Source organism: Marinobacter sp. AC-23 (assembly GCF_001858325.1).
GTDB lineage: Bacteria > Pseudomonadota > Gammaproteobacteria > Pseudomonadales > Oleiphilaceae > Marinobacter.
This window is the reverse complement of the sequence record NZ_MBPP01000055.1, coordinates 21431-37540: the sequence shown is the minus strand read 5'-3', so window position 1 is coordinate 37540 and position 16110 is coordinate 21431. Positions and strand designations below refer to the sequence as shown.

The 16110-nt window shown below is 54.6% G+C and carries 15 protein-coding genes and 2 pseudogenes; 12 read left to right on the top strand and 5 right to left on the bottom strand.

Annotated features, from left to right (window positions below; genetic code table 11):
- Positions 1 to 135: 135 nt before the first annotated feature.
- Complete coding sequence (locus BCA33_RS16060; RefSeq protein WP_083394797.1) at positions 136 to 435, top strand: SRPBCC family protein; 300 nt, start codon at positions 136 to 138, stop codon at positions 433 to 435.
- Between the two features lie 516 nt (positions 436 to 951).
- On the opposite strand, the gene BCA33_RS22165 is transcribed toward BCA33_RS16060, so the two are convergent.
- Together BCA33_RS22165 and BCA33_RS22160 are read right to left on the bottom strand one after the other, a co-directional pair.
- On the bottom strand, positions 952 to 1719 hold the full coding sequence (locus BCA33_RS22165) for a DsbA family protein (RefSeq protein ID WP_254774502.1): 768 nt from the start codon (positions 1717 to 1719) through the stop codon (positions 952 to 954).
- Positions 1691 to 2329 (bottom strand): hypothetical protein, encoded by a 639-nt coding sequence (locus tag BCA33_RS22160; RefSeq protein ID WP_071267429.1) that lies wholly within the window; start codon positions 2327 to 2329, stop codon positions 1691 to 1693. Before BCA33_RS22160 ends, BCA33_RS22165 begins: the two co-directional genes overlap by 29 nt.
- A 123-nt stretch (positions 2330 to 2452) precedes the next feature.
- On the opposite strand from BCA33_RS22160, the gene BCA33_RS16045 reads away from it, so the two are divergent.
- The 5 genes from BCA33_RS16045 to BCA33_RS16030 all read left to right on the top strand — a co-directional run bounded on the left by BCA33_RS16045 (position 2453) and on the right by BCA33_RS16030 (position 6618).
- Positions 2453 to 4228, top strand: coding sequence for a hypothetical protein (locus tag BCA33_RS16045; RefSeq protein ID WP_254774501.1), 1776 nt, complete (start codon positions 2453 to 2455; stop codon positions 4226 to 4228).
- Positions 4150 to 4857: a hypothetical protein gene (locus tag BCA33_RS22155; RefSeq protein ID WP_254774500.1), complete on the top strand. Its 708-nt coding sequence runs from the start codon at positions 4150 to 4152 to the stop codon at positions 4855 to 4857. The genes BCA33_RS16045 and BCA33_RS22155 overlap by 79 nt, the downstream gene beginning before the upstream one ends.
- Before the next feature lie 81 nt (positions 4858 to 4938).
- Entirely contained in the window at positions 4939 to 5280 is a 342-nt protein-coding gene (locus BCA33_RS20545) for a hypothetical protein (protein WP_071267427.1), read from the top strand.
- 88 nt (positions 5281 to 5368) lie between these two features.
- A complete protein-coding gene (locus tag BCA33_RS16035; RefSeq protein WP_254774498.1) occupies positions 5369 to 5749 on the top strand; it encodes a hypothetical protein in 381 nt (126 codons plus the stop codon).
- On the top strand, positions 5743 to 6618 hold the full coding sequence (locus BCA33_RS16030) for a cytochrome-c peroxidase (protein WP_254774497.1): 876 nt from the start codon (positions 5743 to 5745) through the stop codon (positions 6616 to 6618). Before BCA33_RS16035 ends, BCA33_RS16030 begins: the two co-directional genes overlap by 7 nt.
- Positions 6619 to 6775: 157 nt before the next feature.
- On the opposite strand, the gene BCA33_RS16025 is transcribed toward BCA33_RS16030, so the two are convergent.
- From BCA33_RS16025 to BCA33_RS16015, 3 genes are all read right to left on the bottom strand, one after another.
- A complete protein-coding gene (locus BCA33_RS16025; RefSeq protein WP_071267423.1) occupies positions 6776 to 7186 on the bottom strand; it encodes a hypothetical protein in 411 nt (136 codons plus the stop codon).
- 148 nt (positions 7187 to 7334) lie between these two features.
- The gene (locus tag BCA33_RS16020; RefSeq protein WP_071267421.1) at positions 7335 to 7595 is read right to left on the bottom strand and encodes a zf-HC2 domain-containing protein; all 261 of its coding nucleotides are present in this window, start codon (positions 7593 to 7595) and stop codon (positions 7335 to 7337) included.
- Positions 7589 to 8209 carry an RNA polymerase sigma factor gene (locus tag BCA33_RS16015; RefSeq protein WP_071267419.1) on the bottom strand — a complete coding sequence of 207 codons (621 nt, stop codon included), beginning with the start codon at positions 8207 to 8209 and terminating at the stop codon, positions 7589 to 7591. The genes BCA33_RS16020 and BCA33_RS16015 overlap by 7 nt, the downstream gene beginning before the upstream one ends.
- A 190-nt stretch (positions 8210 to 8399) precedes the next feature.
- Between BCA33_RS16015 and BCA33_RS16010 the strand changes: the two are divergent.
- From BCA33_RS16010 to ectB, 6 genes and pseudogenes are all read left to right on the top strand, one after another.
- A pseudogene (locus tag BCA33_RS16010) lies at positions 8400 to 10594 on the top strand (FAD-dependent oxidoreductase).
- 80 nt (positions 10595 to 10674) lie between these two features.
- The gene (locus BCA33_RS16005) at positions 10675 to 11646 is read left to right on the top strand and encodes a radical SAM protein (RefSeq protein WP_071267417.1); all 972 of its coding nucleotides are present in this window, start codon (positions 10675 to 10677) and stop codon (positions 11644 to 11646) included.
- Positions 11647 to 11663: 17 nt separating this feature from the next.
- Positions 11664 to 13069: pseudogene (locus BCA33_RS16000) on the top strand (sodium:solute symporter).
- Positions 13070 to 13089: 20 nt separating this feature from the next.
- Positions 13090 to 14016: a hypothetical protein gene (locus BCA33_RS15995; protein WP_254774495.1), complete on the top strand. Its 927-nt coding sequence runs from the start codon at positions 13090 to 13092 to the stop codon at positions 14014 to 14016.
- Positions 14017 to 14166: 150 nt separating this feature from the next.
- Positions 14167 to 14676, top strand: coding sequence for a diaminobutyrate acetyltransferase (gene ectA / locus BCA33_RS15990; protein ID WP_071267413.1), 510 nt, complete (start codon positions 14167 to 14169; stop codon positions 14674 to 14676).
- A gap of 149 nt (positions 14677 to 14825) precedes the next feature.
- Complete coding sequence (ectB, locus tag BCA33_RS15985) at positions 14826 to 16091, top strand: diaminobutyrate--2-oxoglutarate transaminase (protein ID WP_071267411.1); 1266 nt, start codon at positions 14826 to 14828, stop codon at positions 16089 to 16091.
- Positions 16092 to 16110 lie beyond the last annotated feature (19 nt).

Here is a 16110-nt window from a genome sequence, read left to right as displayed (position 1 = left end):
TGATAATGCGACCATCTGCTATCAAGAGCTGCGGATGCGGAGTATGTTGCGGATATGCTCGTGGCTTGGTCCAGCCGGTATCTTTAGAGCATAAAAAAGAAATCCTGTTCACTGTGCAGATTAAGGAGATTCATCATGGGCAAAACTTATCAATCAATTGTGGTCAATGCACCGGCTGAGAAGATCTGGAATGCTCTTCGCGATTTTCATGATCTGAGCTGGGCACCGGATGTTATTTCAGACGTTGATGTGGTCGGGGAAAAGAAAGGCGACCAGTCAGGGGCCAAACGCGTACTGAATGGGGCGTTTCACGAAACCTGCGTGCTCTCGATGACGATAACCGTGAGCTCACGTACAGCATCGACGATGGTCCCTCGCCGATTTCTCATGAAGAAATCAGCAACTACGAGGGACATGTCCGTGTTCGTTCGGTAACCGAAGGCAATGGTGGCACCTTCGTGGAATGGTATTCAAGCTGGACTGGCAATGATGAAGCAGCAGCTGAATTTTGTCATGACATTTATGCCGGGCTGCTGGGCCAACTCAAAAAAACATTTGAACGTTAAAGCGCCAAGCGCAACCGTTCCGCCCCAGGCAGCAGTGCAGCCCGGTGACCACCCTGCAGCGTATTGAACCCACAAACGCTATCCTTTTGTTTTCATGTAACACTTTTCCCTGAGCAGTGTCTGTAAGACGTGAATGTTGAAAACACCTGGTAGCTCTCGGCCAAAGTGGTCGCGAGGGTTGCCAGCCCCATTCAGGTAACTTCACACAGGCTGCGAGGTGTTGAAATGAGTAACAATCTGAGAGGAAATAAAAAACTTGGCTCCTGACATTGTCTTCCCGGGTGAGTGAGGAACGAGCTCGTGGGCGGGTAAAAAGCCGGCACTGATTCTGTAACAATTTACAGGTTCGCCGGTCAGTAGGCCATGAGATACAGAACGACATACCTTAATTGCCGCGTTGGCCCGATGTAACCTTTGCGTTGTTGGTCGGGTCGCAAACCCCTTGGGTGGAGCTAGCCTCCACCCTTTTTTTGATTGCCTCCCCAATTATCCAGAGCCGGTCCTGGCCCCAGCAGCTGACGGTTCCATAGCGGAAACTCGGAACGCCCCAAAGCCCGCAGTCATACATCGCCTTGCGGTTTACCTCTGCCCATCCACGCCAACTCTGGTCGTTTAGCAGAGTCTTGGCCTTCTGCCATTGCAATCCAGCGCGCTCTACGATGACCTTCAGGCCCGAATCGGTTTCCGAGCGGATACCTTCGGCATTGACGGCTCGGGCGTAGCTAAGCATGTATTCGATTTCACGGCCCAGGGAGCGGGCGTATTCAAATAGGGCATAACACCTTTCCACGCCTGGCCCGAGAGGGTCAGCGACAAAACCGTAAGGAATGCTCAGCTTGTCGGCTTCTCTTTTTGTGTCGTGGAAGATGTACCACTTCTTGGCATCGGGTACCGATTGCCCGCGCATCACCATGGGGAGCACCGGCCTCAGTTGCAGAGGAATATTCCATGCCTCTGCCAGCTGGATTGCCCGTTCCAGGCCGAGGTAGGAGTAAGGGCTGCGGATGGAGAAGAACACTTCCAGAGGCGTCTCGGCGCCGGGATGGCCACCGGGTAGTCTGGTGGCGGTACTCGTTAAATCAGCCAGGTGCGCGTATATGTGATGGCACCGGAGGCGTCCCGATTCAGCCCTGATTCGTGAGGCTTCGCTCAAGATGGTCCAGCCGGTCCACGCCCCAGAACCACTCGCCAAGGTACCAGGTCATGCTGCCTTGATAGTGGCCGAGCCGCCGGAGCATTTTTTCATTCTCGAACAGGACTTGATCGTGAAGATCTGTAGGTGCCGGACCTGGCTCGCTTTGGGAATTGGAGCTCCAGAGATCCGCCAATATGCGGGCAGCGGTGTTGAGCCCGTCGTTGGCTTGTTCGGCATGAAGCAGTTGGGCTGTGGCGGACTTGAGTTCGGTTTCCGAGAGTGGCGTTGGCCGGTCAGGCGGCGTGAAGTTATACAGTTGGGCAATTCGTGTGGCGTCCTGTTGAGCCCACGAACCCCACAGCGCCGGCTCGGGGTACATCTCGTCATCCAACTGCCAAACAGTATGGAGCTGGAAGCGTACCCGAAAGCGCTCCTGCAGTTGGACAAGTGCCTGCAACAAGGGTAGCCCGAAAGGGTCTCGAGGATTCACGAAAACCCGAACAAGATCGCTCTCGCCCCGCCGCCTTGCTCGAGCTTTGTGCATGGATCGTTGCAGAGCATGTTGGTACGAACTGGAAAGTGCGCGGGCGAACCAGGGCATAAGATCCGCTTTGACTGGGCGGCGCATAGGGGAGCCTCTTTTTTGTTATTTCTTGATCAGAAAGTTCCTTATGTACTGTAACAGTTGCATTTCTCATGTGTCTCTATCTGTGAAACTCGAATAATCAATGCCCTGGGAGATATCGGGGCGGTGAGCAACCGGAACGGAGAGCGCGACAAGATGACTCGGCACTATTGGATGGGTGGCAACAGGTCCTACGAGGAAGACCGCTTTTTCGAAGAATCCCTCGACAAATCCCTGTGGCAACAGGCAGAGACCTCCGAACAATGGCACGCCTGCTGGTATACCGGGATGCCAGACCCGGAGTTTTTCAGCCAGGTGGGGCCGGAGCGGAAAATTAATCATATTCCCGGCAACAATGCCCTCACGGTGAAAAGCCGTCTATACCGCAGCCTTATGGATCTGCGGGAACGAGTGGAGCGGCAGGAGGAAGGCGGCGGGCATCTGACCGATCGCCTTGCTTTCGTGCCCGGGGTGTTCTCAATGCCCGAGGATTACCACGACTTCCAGCAGGCCGCACTTGAGAATCCAGGCAAGCGCTGGATTCTCAAGCCCAAGAATGCCGCCCGCGGAAAAGGTATCCAGTTGGTGGGCGACCCGGCGGACGTGCCCATGGAATCCTCCTGGATGGTTCAGGAGTACCTTGAAAACCCCCATACCATGCATGGCCGGAAATATGTGCTGCGCCTGTATGTGCTGGTGTCTTCTGTTTCGCCCTTCAGGGTTTACCTTTACCGCCAGGGGTTTGCCAAGCTGGCGTCGGCACCTTACGACCAGAAAAACGCCGATAATCCGTACAGTTACCTGACTAACCCTGATGTCAACGCCTTGAACCTCGAGGCCGACGTACCCGTGGAATTCGTGGATTTTGAGCGCTACCGGGCGTGGTTGCGGGAGCAGGGCCATGACGATGAGGCGCTGTTCGCCAAAATTGAGGATATGGTTGCCCTGACCTGCCTTGCAGCCCTTGAACCCATGCGTGAGCGCTCAAGAGTCGTCGGTGCCGACACCCGGGGCTGTTATGAACTCATGGGCATTGACTGCCTGGTCGACGACAGCCTCAAGCCCTGGATCCTGGAGTGCAATCTCAGCCCGTCTCTGGGAGTTTGCGCCGGCCCAGAGAGTGGCGGCGACATTGAGGAAAGCATCAAAGGCGCCCTGATAGCGGATATGGTTGAAATGCTAGGTCTTAACCGGCCTGCGGGTGCCGATTCTGCCGACTCCACGGCGGAACGGCTAATTCGGGAAACCCGGGCTGAAATTGCCAACAGTGGTGGCTTCAGGAACCTGATACCTGGGTCGGATCCCACGGCATACCTGCCGTTTATGGCTCTGCCTCGGCTGCCTGACTGGGTGGTTGCCCGAGCGCTCTCCGACCGGCCGGTGAAACAGCCTCGTCTTGAACGATGGATGTCCGAGGAGACCTTCAGTGAAGACCAGGTCTATGTCTACGACACCAGGCTGGGCCACCTGAGCAGCCTGAACGAGACCGCCTCACTGATCTGGTTGATGGCCACAGAAGGTGCCGGGCCGGATGACATTGCGTCGACGCTGGTAGATTCCGCTTTCAAAAGTATGCCTGTGGCCCCGGACGCCTGGGCTATCCGCAATGATGTATGGAATACACTGGCTGACTGGGTTAATAACCGTTTTCTGGTGCAATCTGAGAATTGCCCGGCTGAGCGGGTTACGCTGGAATCTGTCCAGCCGCCCTTCCCGGAGCGTCCGCCAGGATGTCGGTGGTGCTGGCCTGCGGTCGCTTTCGGGCCCGATTCTTTACCGACAGTGCAGCGCTGGTCAATCGGATTGAAGCTCTGTTGCAGCCGATGGCGGTTTCCGACGAGGCGGGAAAAGACTCGCTGCCCCGGCTCGAAATTGTCCGGGATACGCCGGGCTTTACGTTAATTCTCGATGGCAAAGTGGTCCACCCGCGGTTGCCGCTTTCGGCTGTCGCCCCCGCACTTGCCCGCTGCCTGGCAACACAAGCCGCCAAACACGATGACATTGCCATAGACGCCGGTCTGGTTGCCGGCCCTGACCAGGCTGGCGCGATGTTTATGGTCAGCCATAGCGAGCCAATTCTGCGCGACGCGCTGACCCTGTCCCTGGCTACCCACTGGCGTGCTGATTATGGCCGCGGGGCACTGCTGAAAGCCTCCGTAGACGATCACGTTGAAGGGCTGGGGCTGCCCCTGCAGGCCCCTGATCAGGAGGGAATGTTCCTGCCTGCAATGGCGGGTATGACGGGCAATACCGCTCAAGTGCTTGCGGTGCTTGTTCCCACGAAAGCGCCACTCGAAGACAAAAGTGGTGTACAGGCCATGACCGTGAATGAGGTGCTCAGACACCTCGTTGCCAACTGCTGTTCCGAAGACGGGCGGCCACTGGATACCGGTGGCTTCACCAGACTTGCAGATTGGCTGGAAGGCTGCGAACGCTATCTGGTTGATATGAATAATCCGGAGGCCGCTGCTGCGGCACTGTCCGGGCGGTGTTCTCAGAGAGCACCGCAAAAGGCATCCGGGAGCCGTTGAGCACAAATGTTCTTCGATTCCGGGTAATAGGAGGCCAGGTATACAACCTGGCAATAACGTGAAAAGCAAAGGGGACGCATCATGTCCAGAGAAACACAGAAACAGAGATTGCTCAGCAAGCTTGCTCGGGGCATGGCCTACACCGGCCCCGTGTTTGCAGTCGTTATAGGCGCCTCGGCGTTTAACGTCTCAGCCGCCGATGTTACAGCGGAGCCAGGCTACCTGATGCTTGCCGCAGGAGAGGCGGAAGCCGAGGGCGAAGCCAAGAAGAAGGGCTACGGAGAGGGTGAAGCCGAAGGCAAAGGTGAAGCCAAAGGAGAAGGAGAAGCTGAAGGCAAAGCCAAGAAGAAAGGCCATGACAAGGATGACGCCAAGGGAGAGGGCGAAGGGGAAGGCGAGGCCGAGGGAAAAGCCAAAGGCTGAGATGTTGATCGATGTGGGCATGAGTAACGCTTGTGTCCACTCGGTCGCTTTCAGCGCTTAAAAGAACAACAGGAAACGGATGAATACCATGACACAGCCAGTTTCAGATACGCGTCGGGACGTGAGCGACATTGTTGAAGAAAATGCCCATGCCATCGGGCAACTCATCGACCTGTTGCAGGCGTTGCCCGGGAACCTGTACCGGCAAAGCTTTGGTCACAGGAAACAGCATGTGATTGGCAAGCACGTTCGTCACATCATCGATCACTACAGCGCCCTGTTGTCGGCCACTGATTGCCCCGGGGCATTGCTCGACTATGAAAACCGGAACCGGGATTTGTCACTGGAAACAGACCGACGGACCGGGGGGCACCGCCTGTCAGGCATCTTACGGGAATTGCGCAACCGGTTTGGAACAGAGTATCGCAATGAACTTGCAATGCTGCACAACAGTGATGGCAAGTGGTAACCACCAGTGTCGATCGTGAACTGGTGTTTCTGGCCAGCCACACCATTCACCACATGGCCATCATCAGAATGCTTGCTGAGCAGGCAGGTGTGGAAGTCAGTGCTGAATTCGGAGTCCATCCCTCGACGTTGCGCTACCTGGAAAGGCAGGCGTCGGACACGGCCAGAAGCGCAAACATCCTGATCAAGAAAAAAGTACAACCGGAGGTTATTGATATGTCCACAAATAAAAACCGAAAAGAACTCTTACGCAAGCTGTCCCGAAATCTCATGGTGTCTATTCCCATGATGACGGTGGTGGCAGCAGCAGGCTTCAGCACGGGCTCCGGCTCTTTTCTGGGGCTGATTCCATCCGCAGAAGCGGCACAGGGCGAAGCAGAAGGCGAAGCTAAAGCTGAAGGCGAGGCCAAAGCCGAGGCAGAAGGTTCAGCCAAAGGAGAAGGTGAAGCACAGAGCAGCGCCGAAGGTGAAGGTGAGGCCGAGGGCGAAGCGGAGGGTGTATCGGCCAGCCTCAAGAAAGCGGTTCGCCGGCCTGAAGGCTACACACCCTACCAGGGCAATGTGGCTGATCTGAGGGCCAAGGGTAAGGAGCTGTTTAACGACACCAGCCTGTCCTCCAATGGTCTTTCTTGCGCCACTTGCCATGCAAACGGCGTAGGCTACAACGCTACCTTCAAGAACGAATATCCGCATTTTGTGGCTATGGGCCAGCGTGACTTTGGTATGGACATGGTGCATCTGGATGAAATGGTTCAGATCTGCATGGTAGCACCCATGGCGGCCGAGCCCCTCGAGTGGGGGTCCGAGGAGTTGGCTGCGCTAACCGAATACGCACGAGTTGCGCAAAAGGAATTTATCGACAAGAAATAACGCCGCTTTAAATCGGGCAAGGGGTATGAATCCTGGTGCTCCTTCCGGGAGTGGGTCAGATGGTAAAGAAGCATGCAGTACCCCGGTTGTGAATCTGTCTATATTGATATCATTGGCAGACAACCGGGGCGTTTGTTTTAGGAATGACCGCCGCGTACTAGGCAGTGACGGGGGCGGGTTGCCGTGAAAGTGTCAGGGTATCGTAATCTCGCAGCAGGAATAAGGCGGCACAGGCGGCCAGCATTGGCCAGGCAGCAAAAAATATAAGGTTGTCGAACGGCTGGAGGTATTTGCTGACTGCCGCGAAGGTGGAGACCCCGTGGAACACCAGAATGGCACCGTAGGTCCAGGTTTTAAACAGCCCGGCAACGAAGGCGAGGATCAGTGCAAGCTGGGCGATCCCCATTGTGTAAAACACGCTTTCGCCAAGGCCTCCGAGGCCATAGAACGCTGTGAAGACTTTGGCGGCGTGTTCGGGCTGAACCAGTTTGTCCAGGGTCCAGAACAAAAATACAATGAAAATACCGAGTCTGAGCAGCAGCAGGGCAAGGGGTAACTGTTTGGGCATTCCTTTCTCCTTTTGGGTTTTTGAACGATCGCTCCAGTGACAAGCGTGGTTTTAGAAAGTTCCGCCACCTGCTTCGGGAGTCGGAAATTACAAAACAGATTGTTCATGAGGAAGCCCAAAAGGCCAAGGTTCGATAGGCTATCTTTCTTTACTCAGTATTATTGCCCTCGGGTGTCCATGTTTTGAGCGCTTCGGCCACCCGCTCATCGATTCTGCGAATCATTTCTTCATTGTCGCGCCCGGATGAATGCGCTTTCAAAAGGTCTGTGCTCGCGCGCAGATTGCCAATAAAGGTTCGGCAGTGTTTGCACATCATCAGGTGCATTTTCACAGACAGGTTTTGCCGGCTGTTCAGTTCGTCATCGATGTAGTCACTGGCAATTTCGGCCAAGCCTTTGCACATTAACATTCGCCCGTCTCCTGGAAGGTTTCCACCATGAGAAAGATTTTTTGCCTCGCACGGTGTAGAAGTACCCGGAGGTTAGAGGCGCTCACATCAAGAATGTTACAGACATCTTCGGATTTGTGTTGGTGAGCCTCGTAAAGCATCAGGGCGGAGCGCTGGGTTTCCGGCAAGGTGGAAAGGTGCTTGTCCAGACAGTCGCTTAGGGCTTCGTTTTCCATCAGGGTGTCTGCAGATTCGTGAAAAATCAGTTTGGGCGGTAGGCTCCAGCGGCCATTGGATTTGAAGCGGCTAGCCAGTTCCGGGTCCAGGGTTTCGGAAAAATCGGTGCTTACTTCCCGGTTGGTGGCGCGAAGTTTGTTTTTGCAGCGGTTAGCGACAATGCGATGCAGCCAGGTTTTCAGGCCAGATCTGCCCTCGAATTTATGAATGGCGCCAATGACCGTCACCCAGCAGTCCTGAACTATTTCCTCTGCGCCGGACTGGTCCTGATAAAAACGGGCAACAGCCAGCATACCCGGGGAATACTCTCGTACCGCGTGTTTGTAGGCGGTCGCATTACCTTTTTTCAGGTCTTCGATCAGTGAAGATTCGGTATCCGGTTGCACCGATGTGTCCATGGGTTTCAGCCCTTAGTGAGTCTGAGGTTGCTGGATGTCTCTATCTACAGTGCTTCAGAATCGATAAAAGTTCCGGTATTCTGTAACGATCACTCAAAAATAATAATTCAAAATAGATGTAACTTCCAGTCGGTGTTTGTGTCTTGGTCATAACAGCGTATTGGTTTATACACTTTTAACAGGTTTGGTTATGAATCGTAAAAAGCTTTTTCTTATTATTGCTATCGTCGCAATCGTGGGCGTTTTCCTGGGTTTCGATGGGCACAAACTTCTGACATTGGAAAATCTCCAGGCGCACCAGGGGGCTCTGGCCGAATGGGTTGATCAGAACCTGTTCGTGGCGGTTGCCGGTTATGCCGCGATTTATGTCGTCGTAGCCGCACTTTCATTGCCCGGTGCAGCGATCATGACCCTGGCCGGTGGCGCTTTTTTCGGCAACCTCTATGGTCTGGCTGCGGTTTCCATTGCCTCAACCTTAGGTGCGTCTCTGGCCTTTCTCGTGGCCCGGTTCCTTATGCGTGACACTCTGCGCAAGCGCTACGCGGAAACCGTGGCGAAGATGGACCGGGGAATTTCAAAAGATGGCGCTTTTTATCTGGCCACCCTTCGATTGGTTCCGGTGTTTCCCTTTTTCCTGATCAACCTGGCCATGGGCCTCACCGCAATGAAACTGCGCACCTACGCCCTTGTAAGCTGGGTTGCCATGCTGCCGGGTACGTTTGTGTATGTGAACGCCGGAACCCAGTTGGGGCAAATCGAGTCTACTGCTGACATCGTCTCGGCCGATTTGTTGCTTTCCTTCGCGCTGTTGGGGCTTTTCCCGCTAATTGCCAAGTTTGTGGTCGGTTTTATTCGCCGCCGGAAAGTCTATGCGGGTTGGCAGAAGCCTGAGCGCTTTGATTACAACCTGCTGGTGATTGGCGGCGGCTCTGCCGGCCTTGTTTCCGCCTACATTGCCGCAGCGGTGAAAGCCAAAGTGGCGCTGATTGAAAAGCACAAATTAGGCGGCGATTGCCTCAACACCGGGTGTGTGCCTTCCAAGGCGCTGATCCGCAGTGCCAAAGCCGCAGATACTATGCGCCACGCCAATCGTTATGGGCTGGAATCTGTGCCCGTGAAGGGCTCGTTTCGAAACATCATGAACCGGGTTAAGGATGTGGTGGCAAAAATAGAGCCCCACGACTCTCCCGAGCGCTACCAAAAACTAGGCGTGGACTGCATCTTTGGCGAGGCCAGCTTCGTATCTCCCTGGGAGTTAGAAGTAAAACACAACGATGGGCGCACGGAGCGTCTAACGGCACGCAGCATAGTGGTTGCGACCGGGGGTAAGCCGGCCATGCCACCGATACCCGGACTTGACGGTATGAATCCGCTGAATTCGGACAACCTTTGGGAACTTGAGGAACAGCCAGAGCGGCTGCTGGTTCTGGGCGGCGGGCCTATCGGCTCGGAATTAGCCCACGCCTTTGCGCGCCTGGGCAGCCAGGTGATTCAGGTAGAAATGGGTGAGCGACTGTTGGCTAAAGAAGATAGCGACGTGTCAGAGCTGGTGAAGGCTCAGTTTGAGCACGATGGTGTTGACCTTCGTTTGGAACATGCGGCCAAGGAATTCGCCATTGAAGAGGGCGAGAAGGTGGTTTACTGCGAGCACAAGGGAGAGCGGGTTCGTATTGCCTTCGATCAGGTGCTGGTCGCTGTGGGCCGCGCCGCAAACACAAAAGGCCTGGGGCTCGAAAAAATCGGTATCGAAACACTGCCCAATGGAACTGTGCAGGTGGACGACGATATGAGCCTGCGCTATCCCAACGTATTCGCCTGTGGCGATGTGGCTGGGCCGTATCAGTTTACCCACGCTGCGGCTCATCAGGTTGGTATGCGGCGGTAAATGGCCTGTTCGGCCAGTTCAAAAGCTTCAAAGTGGATTATCGCGTTATGCCCTGGGTGACGTTCACTTCGCCGGAAGTAGCCCGAGTTGGATTAAGTGAAGCCGAGGCGAAAGAACAGGGTGTGGCCTATGAAATCACTCGCTATGGTTTGGACGATCTCGACCGGGCGATTACCGACAGCGAGGACTATGGCTTTATCAAAGTGCTTACACCGCCAGGCAAGGACAAAATTTTAGGTGCGGTGGTAGTAGGCGCTCACGCCGCTGAAATCCTGGCGGAGTTCACGCTGGCCATGAAGCACGGCCTGGGCTTGAGCAAGATTTTGGGCACCATTCACCCGTACCCGACCTGGAACGAATCGGCCAAGTACGCGGCCGGTGAGTGGAAACGTGCACATGCGCCTGAAGGCATTCTGAAATTGTTGGAGAAACTGCATGGCTGGCGCCGGGGTAAAGGCCAAACTGGTCAACAGAAACGTAAAGAAGTAACTGCGGGCTGAAAAAAGTTGGGCGATGGCTGAAACAAAACCGCATCGCCCGTGTCCGAGCACCCTTATTCTTGAACTATCGAGGAGCAACTATGCCCCTGATCGAAACCCGACCGGCCCGCAGTAAGCGTATTCCGGCTGTGGAAGTGCTGGAGTCCAGAGCCTTCGACAGCTGGACTCATACCCGTAGTGGCGATCCCCGGGGGTACATTGACGCCAGCAAGCTGAAAGAGCTATGGATCCACACAGGCACCGCCTGCAATTTGGCCTGCCCGTTTTGCTTGGAAGGTAGCCACCCCGGTGATGGCCGTATTCCCGGCATGAAGTTGAGCGATGTGAAGCCGTTTATTCACGAAGCCATTGATATGGGCGTGGAGCAGTTGTCTTTCACCGGCGGCGAGCCGTTCGTAATTCGCGATTTTGTGAATATTTTGGATTACGCCAGCCATCATCGCCCCTGCTTTGTGCTTACCAACGCTACCGAACCTTTGCTCAAACGCAGGCACCAGGTATTGCCTCTGTTGGATAACCCCTACCCGATACATTTCCGTGTGAGCCTGGATTTTCCCGATCGCGCCCGCCACGACAAGGATCGAGGTGACGGCAGTTTTGATCAGGCGCTGGAGGGAATTCATTGGCTGGTCGAACAAGGCTTCAAGGTTTCAATTGCCCGTCAGACAGATGCCAATGAAGTGCCTGCGAAGGTAGAGACGGCATTTCGCGAGATATTCCGCGAATGGCAGATTCCGGAAAACCTGGCGTTTACGGCGTTCCCGGATTTGGGTACCCCGGGGTCAGAGGACGGTAGCCCGGAGATTACCGAGAATTGCATGGAGAAGTTCCCTACCGTCGATAGCCGTGCGCATTTCATGTGTACGTACACGCGGATGCTGGTGAAGAAAGGTGATGCGGTACGGGTTTATGCATGCACGTTGGTGGATGATGACCCGGAATACGATCTGGGCGGCACGCTGGCGGAGAGTATGGGTGAGCGGGTTATGTTGCGACACCATCGGTGCTTTTCCTGTTATCGATATGGGGCTAGTTGCTCGGCGCCTGGTTAAACGAGGAAATAAACAAAGTGAACATCACAGAAGCCTCCCTATTTTGGGGGTTCTTGCTGGTTTATGGCGTGGTTATGTACGTTCTGTCGCCGAAAAGCAGGAACGCGAACTCTTTTTACAAAGGCGCGGATGATCAGGGTAATCCGGTTAGTCAGTGGTCGCTTACGGCCAGTATTTTTATCAGCTGGATTTTTGCCAAGTCGGTGACCAATGCGGCCAATCTGGGGGCGACATACGGGGTAACCGGCGGTTTGGCTTATGCCAGTTACTGGCTGTCGATTCCGGTGGCCGGATACATTATTTATCTGATTCGTACGCAAACAGGTGCGCGCAGCCTGCAGGATTTTCTTACGTCGCGGTTTGGACGTTTTGCGGGGCTGGCGTTTGCGGCGGCCATTCTGATTCGGTTGTATAACGAAGTATGGAGTAACACGGCGGTTGTGGGTGGTTATTTCGGGCTTCCCGGAGAGTGGGAGTATTACGTTGCGGCTATGGTGTTCACGGCGTTTACCCTGCTTACAGCCTGAAGGGCGGGTTGCGATCCTCCATTTTTACCGATGTCATTCAAACCTTTGTATTTGTGTTCTTCCTTGGCGCTGTGCTGTTCATGATTATCCCCACCAACGATACCTCTGCGTTGCTCAGCGAGGGCGAGTTCCGGTTGAACGCCGGGGTTGATTTGTTACTGGTGGCGCTGTTGCAGATGTTCAGCTACCCGTTCCACGACCCGGTACTGACGGATCGGGGTTTTGTGAACAACGAAAAAACCATGCTCAAAAGTTTTGTAGTTGCAGGCTTGCTGGGTTTTGTAGCGGTGTTTGTGTTCAGCCTGGTAGGGGTTCACGCGCGCCTGAACGGTATTGATGTCATGGGCAATGCGCCGGTGGCGGTAGGGCAGTCCCTGGGGCTGGCTGCGCTGTTTTTCATGAGTGTGGTGATGATGACCTCTGCGGGTTCAACTCTGGATTCTACGTTTACCTCACTCGCCAAGTCGCTGGCGGTTGATCTGCCACGACTGGTGCGGCGGGCAAAAGATCGCCTGCCCAGTATGCGGGTAGGTGCGGTGGTGATGATCATATTTTCGGTGATTGGCAACCTGCCGATGTTTGCCGGAACGGATATTCTCAAAGCCACCACGGTTTCGGGCACCATGGTTATGGGGCTCGCGCCGGTGTTTTTGTTTTATGGATTCACCCGCTGGTCGCCGTGGAGCTTTCATCTCAGTTTTTGGACGGGCTTGGGGCTGGGCGTTTTGCTGGCTGCCGGGCTGGTTCCAGCGAGTTGGGCTATCGGGGATGGCAACTACGCGACCCTGTTAGGCGTTAACGCCTACGGGTTCCTTATCTGCTCTGCTGGATTCTTTGTGCCGCTGGCCGTGCGCAAGTTGGCCGGGAAGTCTCTGGCGGCAAGCGGGGTAAGATGATGGAGGGGCGCAGTTGTCCGTTGGCTTACCGCTATCAACCTGGCTCTTTGTGTGATGAAGCAACACAGGTTACCGAAGATGTTCTGTATGTCATCGGCGGGTTATATGGCAATCCGTTTGCACTCAATGAAATTGAAAACATGGCGCGAGCCGAAGAACGCCGGGGGCTTCGCGTAAAGCTGGTTTTTAACGGTGATTTCAACTGGCTTAACGCCAGTGATGAACTGTTCCGCGATATTAACCGCCGGGTACTGAGCCACACGGCCAGTCTGGGCAATGTGGATTACGAGCTGGCGACTCCGAACTCCGGTGCCGGATGCGGTTGTGCCTACCCTGAATTTGTTGATCAGGGTGTGGTTGAGCGCTCCAACCAGGTTATGGTCAGGCTTCAGAAACTTGCCGAAAAACACCCGGATATTCAGAAACAATTGGCTGCTCTTCCGCGATATTGCTGCTTGTTATTTGGAGGCCTAAAGGTTTCGGTGTTGCATGGTGATCCGGAATCTTTGGCGGGCTGGGGGTTGGCTCATGAGTCCTTCGTTGCGAATAACGGACAGAGGCTTGAGGGGTGGTTTCGGGCGTCGGGGGCGGACATGATGGTTTCAACCCATACCTGCCTGCCCGTGCTCTGGTCGGGTGAGGTAGACGGGCACCCACGCTTGGTGGCCAATAATGGCTCGGCCGGCATGGGTAACCTGAGCGCTGATCCCCGTGGATTAATTACCCGAGTAAGCCGCATGGCCCCGGAAGATGAGGCCGTTGCTGGCTTGGTGCATGCCGGCCTGCACGTGGATCTGATGCCAGTAGACTACAATGTCGACGCTTGGCTTGCTGAGTTTGATCGCCTTTGGCCTGCGGGTTCGCCTGCGGCCAGATCCTACCGCTCGCGCCTTCTTGAAGGCACCTCCCTCGCTGCGAAAGATCTTGTGTTTCCTTCTGATTTTTAATCTTTCTGCTCCTGACGAATGATGTGATCCGGTCTATTATTGGGGGGTCGGTTGTGGCTTCCGAGGGAGCTTTTGGTCAGCCCGACTTGAAATATATTTTGTGGTCTATATAATTTAACCCTAACTTTTTCAAGGCGAACGACTCTCGTTATGACATCAGAAGGATCGAATACCACCGCCATCACCCTACGTACACCTATCAAGGATGATGGCTTCAGGCTCCACCAGTTGATTGCAGAGTGCCCTCCTCTGGACGCCAACTCCATTTACTGCAACCTCCTGCAGTGCAGCGACTTTGCCGAGACAGGCGTAGCTGCGGAGAAGGACGGCGATCTGGTCGGCTTTATCTCCGGGTACACCCCCCCTAAAAAGCCCGAAACCGTGTTTGTGTGGCAGGTAGCGGTTCACGAGAAAGGTCGTGGGCAGGGCTTGGCCAAGCGGATGTTGAAAGAAATTGTGGCCCGGGACGCGTGTAAAAACGTGACCCACATGGAAACCACAATTACCGCAGATAACGAAGCTTCATGGGCATTGTTTCGCTCGTTTGCACGAGATATGGGCGCTGAAATTGTCCACCATGAGCACTTCGAGAAAGACGCCCACTTTGGCAGCCAGCACGATTCTGAATTTCTGCTGCGCATTGGGCCGTTCACCACGTAACTCTTCATCGAGTGACTCTTTACCGGGTAACTCTGAGACCTTTTTTGGGGCGTTCTTTAAGGGGCACTTTATCTGCCCACGTACCCCAATCTCAGAGCCATCATTAAAGAATTCTATTTAAGAAGCCGAACAGGCTAAGAGGAAATATAATGGACGTTTTCAAGAATGAATCCGAAGTACGCGTATACAGCCGTGCCTTTCCAGTGGTTTTCAATCGCGCCAAGAACGCGCACCTTTACACTGAAGACGGCAAGCAATACCTGGATTTTCTGGCCGGCGCCGGTTCCCTGAACTACGGCCACAACAACGATACCCTGAAAAAAGCACTGCTTGAGTACATTGAGTCAGACGGTGTAAGCCAAGGCCTGGACTTGTACACCACCGCCAAGCACGGCTTTATGGAAGCCTATAAGAAATACATTCTGGATCCCCGTGGTCTGGACTACAAAATGCAGTTTACCGGCCCAACCGGTACCAACAGCGTAGAGGCAGCTTTGAAGCTGGCCCGTAAAGTGAAAGGCCGTACTGGTATTATCTCGTTCACCAACGGCTTTCACGGTGTAACCATGGGCGCGGTTGCCGCAACCGGTAACAAGCATCACCGAGGGGGCGTTGGTGCGCCGCTAAGCAACGTCGACTTCATGTTCTATGACGGCTACCTGGGTGAAGATGTAGACACTCTGGCAGTTATGGACAAACTGCTTTCTGACAGTTCCTCGGGTGTTGAAACACCGGCCGCAGTGATCGTGGAAGCGGTTCAGGGCGAAGGTGGTTTGAATGCTGCTCGTGCCGAGTGGTTGAAAGGGCTGGAAGCCCTGTGTAAGAAACACGACATGCTGCTTATTCTGGATGATATTCAGGCGGGTAACGGTCGTACTGGTGATTTCTTCAGCTTCGAGTTTGCGGGTATCAAGCCGGATATCGTAACGGTGTCCAAATCTTTGAGTGGCTACGGCCTGCCCATGGCACTGGTACTGTTCAAGCCGGAACTGGACATCTGGACCTCGGGTGAGCACAACGGCACTTTCCGTGGTAACAACATGGCGTTTATCACGGCTCGAGCTGCGGTAGAGACATACTGGAAAGATGACAGCTTCTCCAATGAAGTGAAGGAAAAGACCCAGGTGTTGGGCGATGCGTTGCAAGCTATTTGCGATAAGTACCCGGGTCAGTTCAAAATGAAAGGACGCGGTTTAATGCGGGGCATTGAAGCGACCAACGCGGATGTTACAGGCCCGATTACCAAGCGTGCCTTTGAGCACGGACTGATCATTGAGACCAGTGGTCCGAATGATGAAGTTATTAAATGCCTGATGCCGCTTACAACCAGCAAGGAAGACCTGAAACTGGGTGGCGAGCTGCTGGCAAAAAGTGTGGATGAAATCATGCAGGAAGGAGTCAGCAAGGCGTCGTAACGCGCTCTGTTACTACGCA

What these genes read in the sequence shown, in the direction of transcription:
- BCA33_RS16035 (WP_254774498.1), top strand. Translation starts at nt 5,369, where the DNA reads ATGACACAGCCAGTTTCAGATACGCGTCGGGACGTGAGCGACATTGTT.
- BCA33_RS16015 (WP_071267419.1), bottom strand. Translation starts at nt 8,209, where the DNA reads ATGGACACATCGGTGCAACCGGATACCGAATCTTCACTGATCGAAGAC.
- ectA (WP_071267413.1), top strand. Translation starts at nt 14,167, where the DNA reads ATGACATCAGAAGGATCGAATACCACCGCCATCACCCTACGTACACCT.
- BCA33_RS22160 (WP_071267429.1), bottom strand. Translation starts at nt 2,329, where the DNA reads ATGCGCCGCCCAGTCAAAGCGGATCTTATGCCCTGGTTCGCCCGCGCA.
- BCA33_RS16060 (WP_083394797.1), top strand. Translation starts at nt 136, where the DNA reads ATGGGCAAAACTTATCAATCAATTGTGGTCAATGCACCGGCTGAGAAG.
- BCA33_RS16025 (WP_071267423.1), bottom strand. Translation starts at nt 7,186, where the DNA reads ATGCCCAAACAGTTACCCCTTGCCCTGCTGCTGCTCAGACTCGGTATT.
- ectB (WP_071267411.1), top strand. Translation starts at nt 14,826, where the DNA reads ATGGACGTTTTCAAGAATGAATCCGAAGTACGCGTATACAGCCGTGCC.
- BCA33_RS16020 (WP_071267421.1), bottom strand. Translation starts at nt 7,595, where the DNA reads ATGTTAATGTGCAAAGGCTTGGCCGAAATTGCCAGTGACTACATCGAT.
- BCA33_RS16005 (WP_071267417.1), top strand. Translation starts at nt 10,675, where the DNA reads ATGCCCCTGATCGAAACCCGACCGGCCCGCAGTAAGCGTATTCCGGCT.
- BCA33_RS22155 (WP_254774500.1), top strand. Translation starts at nt 4,150, where the DNA reads ATGGCGGTTTCCGACGAGGCGGGAAAAGACTCGCTGCCCCGGCTCGAA.
- BCA33_RS20545 (WP_071267427.1), top strand. Translation starts at nt 4,939, where the DNA reads ATGTCCAGAGAAACACAGAAACAGAGATTGCTCAGCAAGCTTGCTCGG.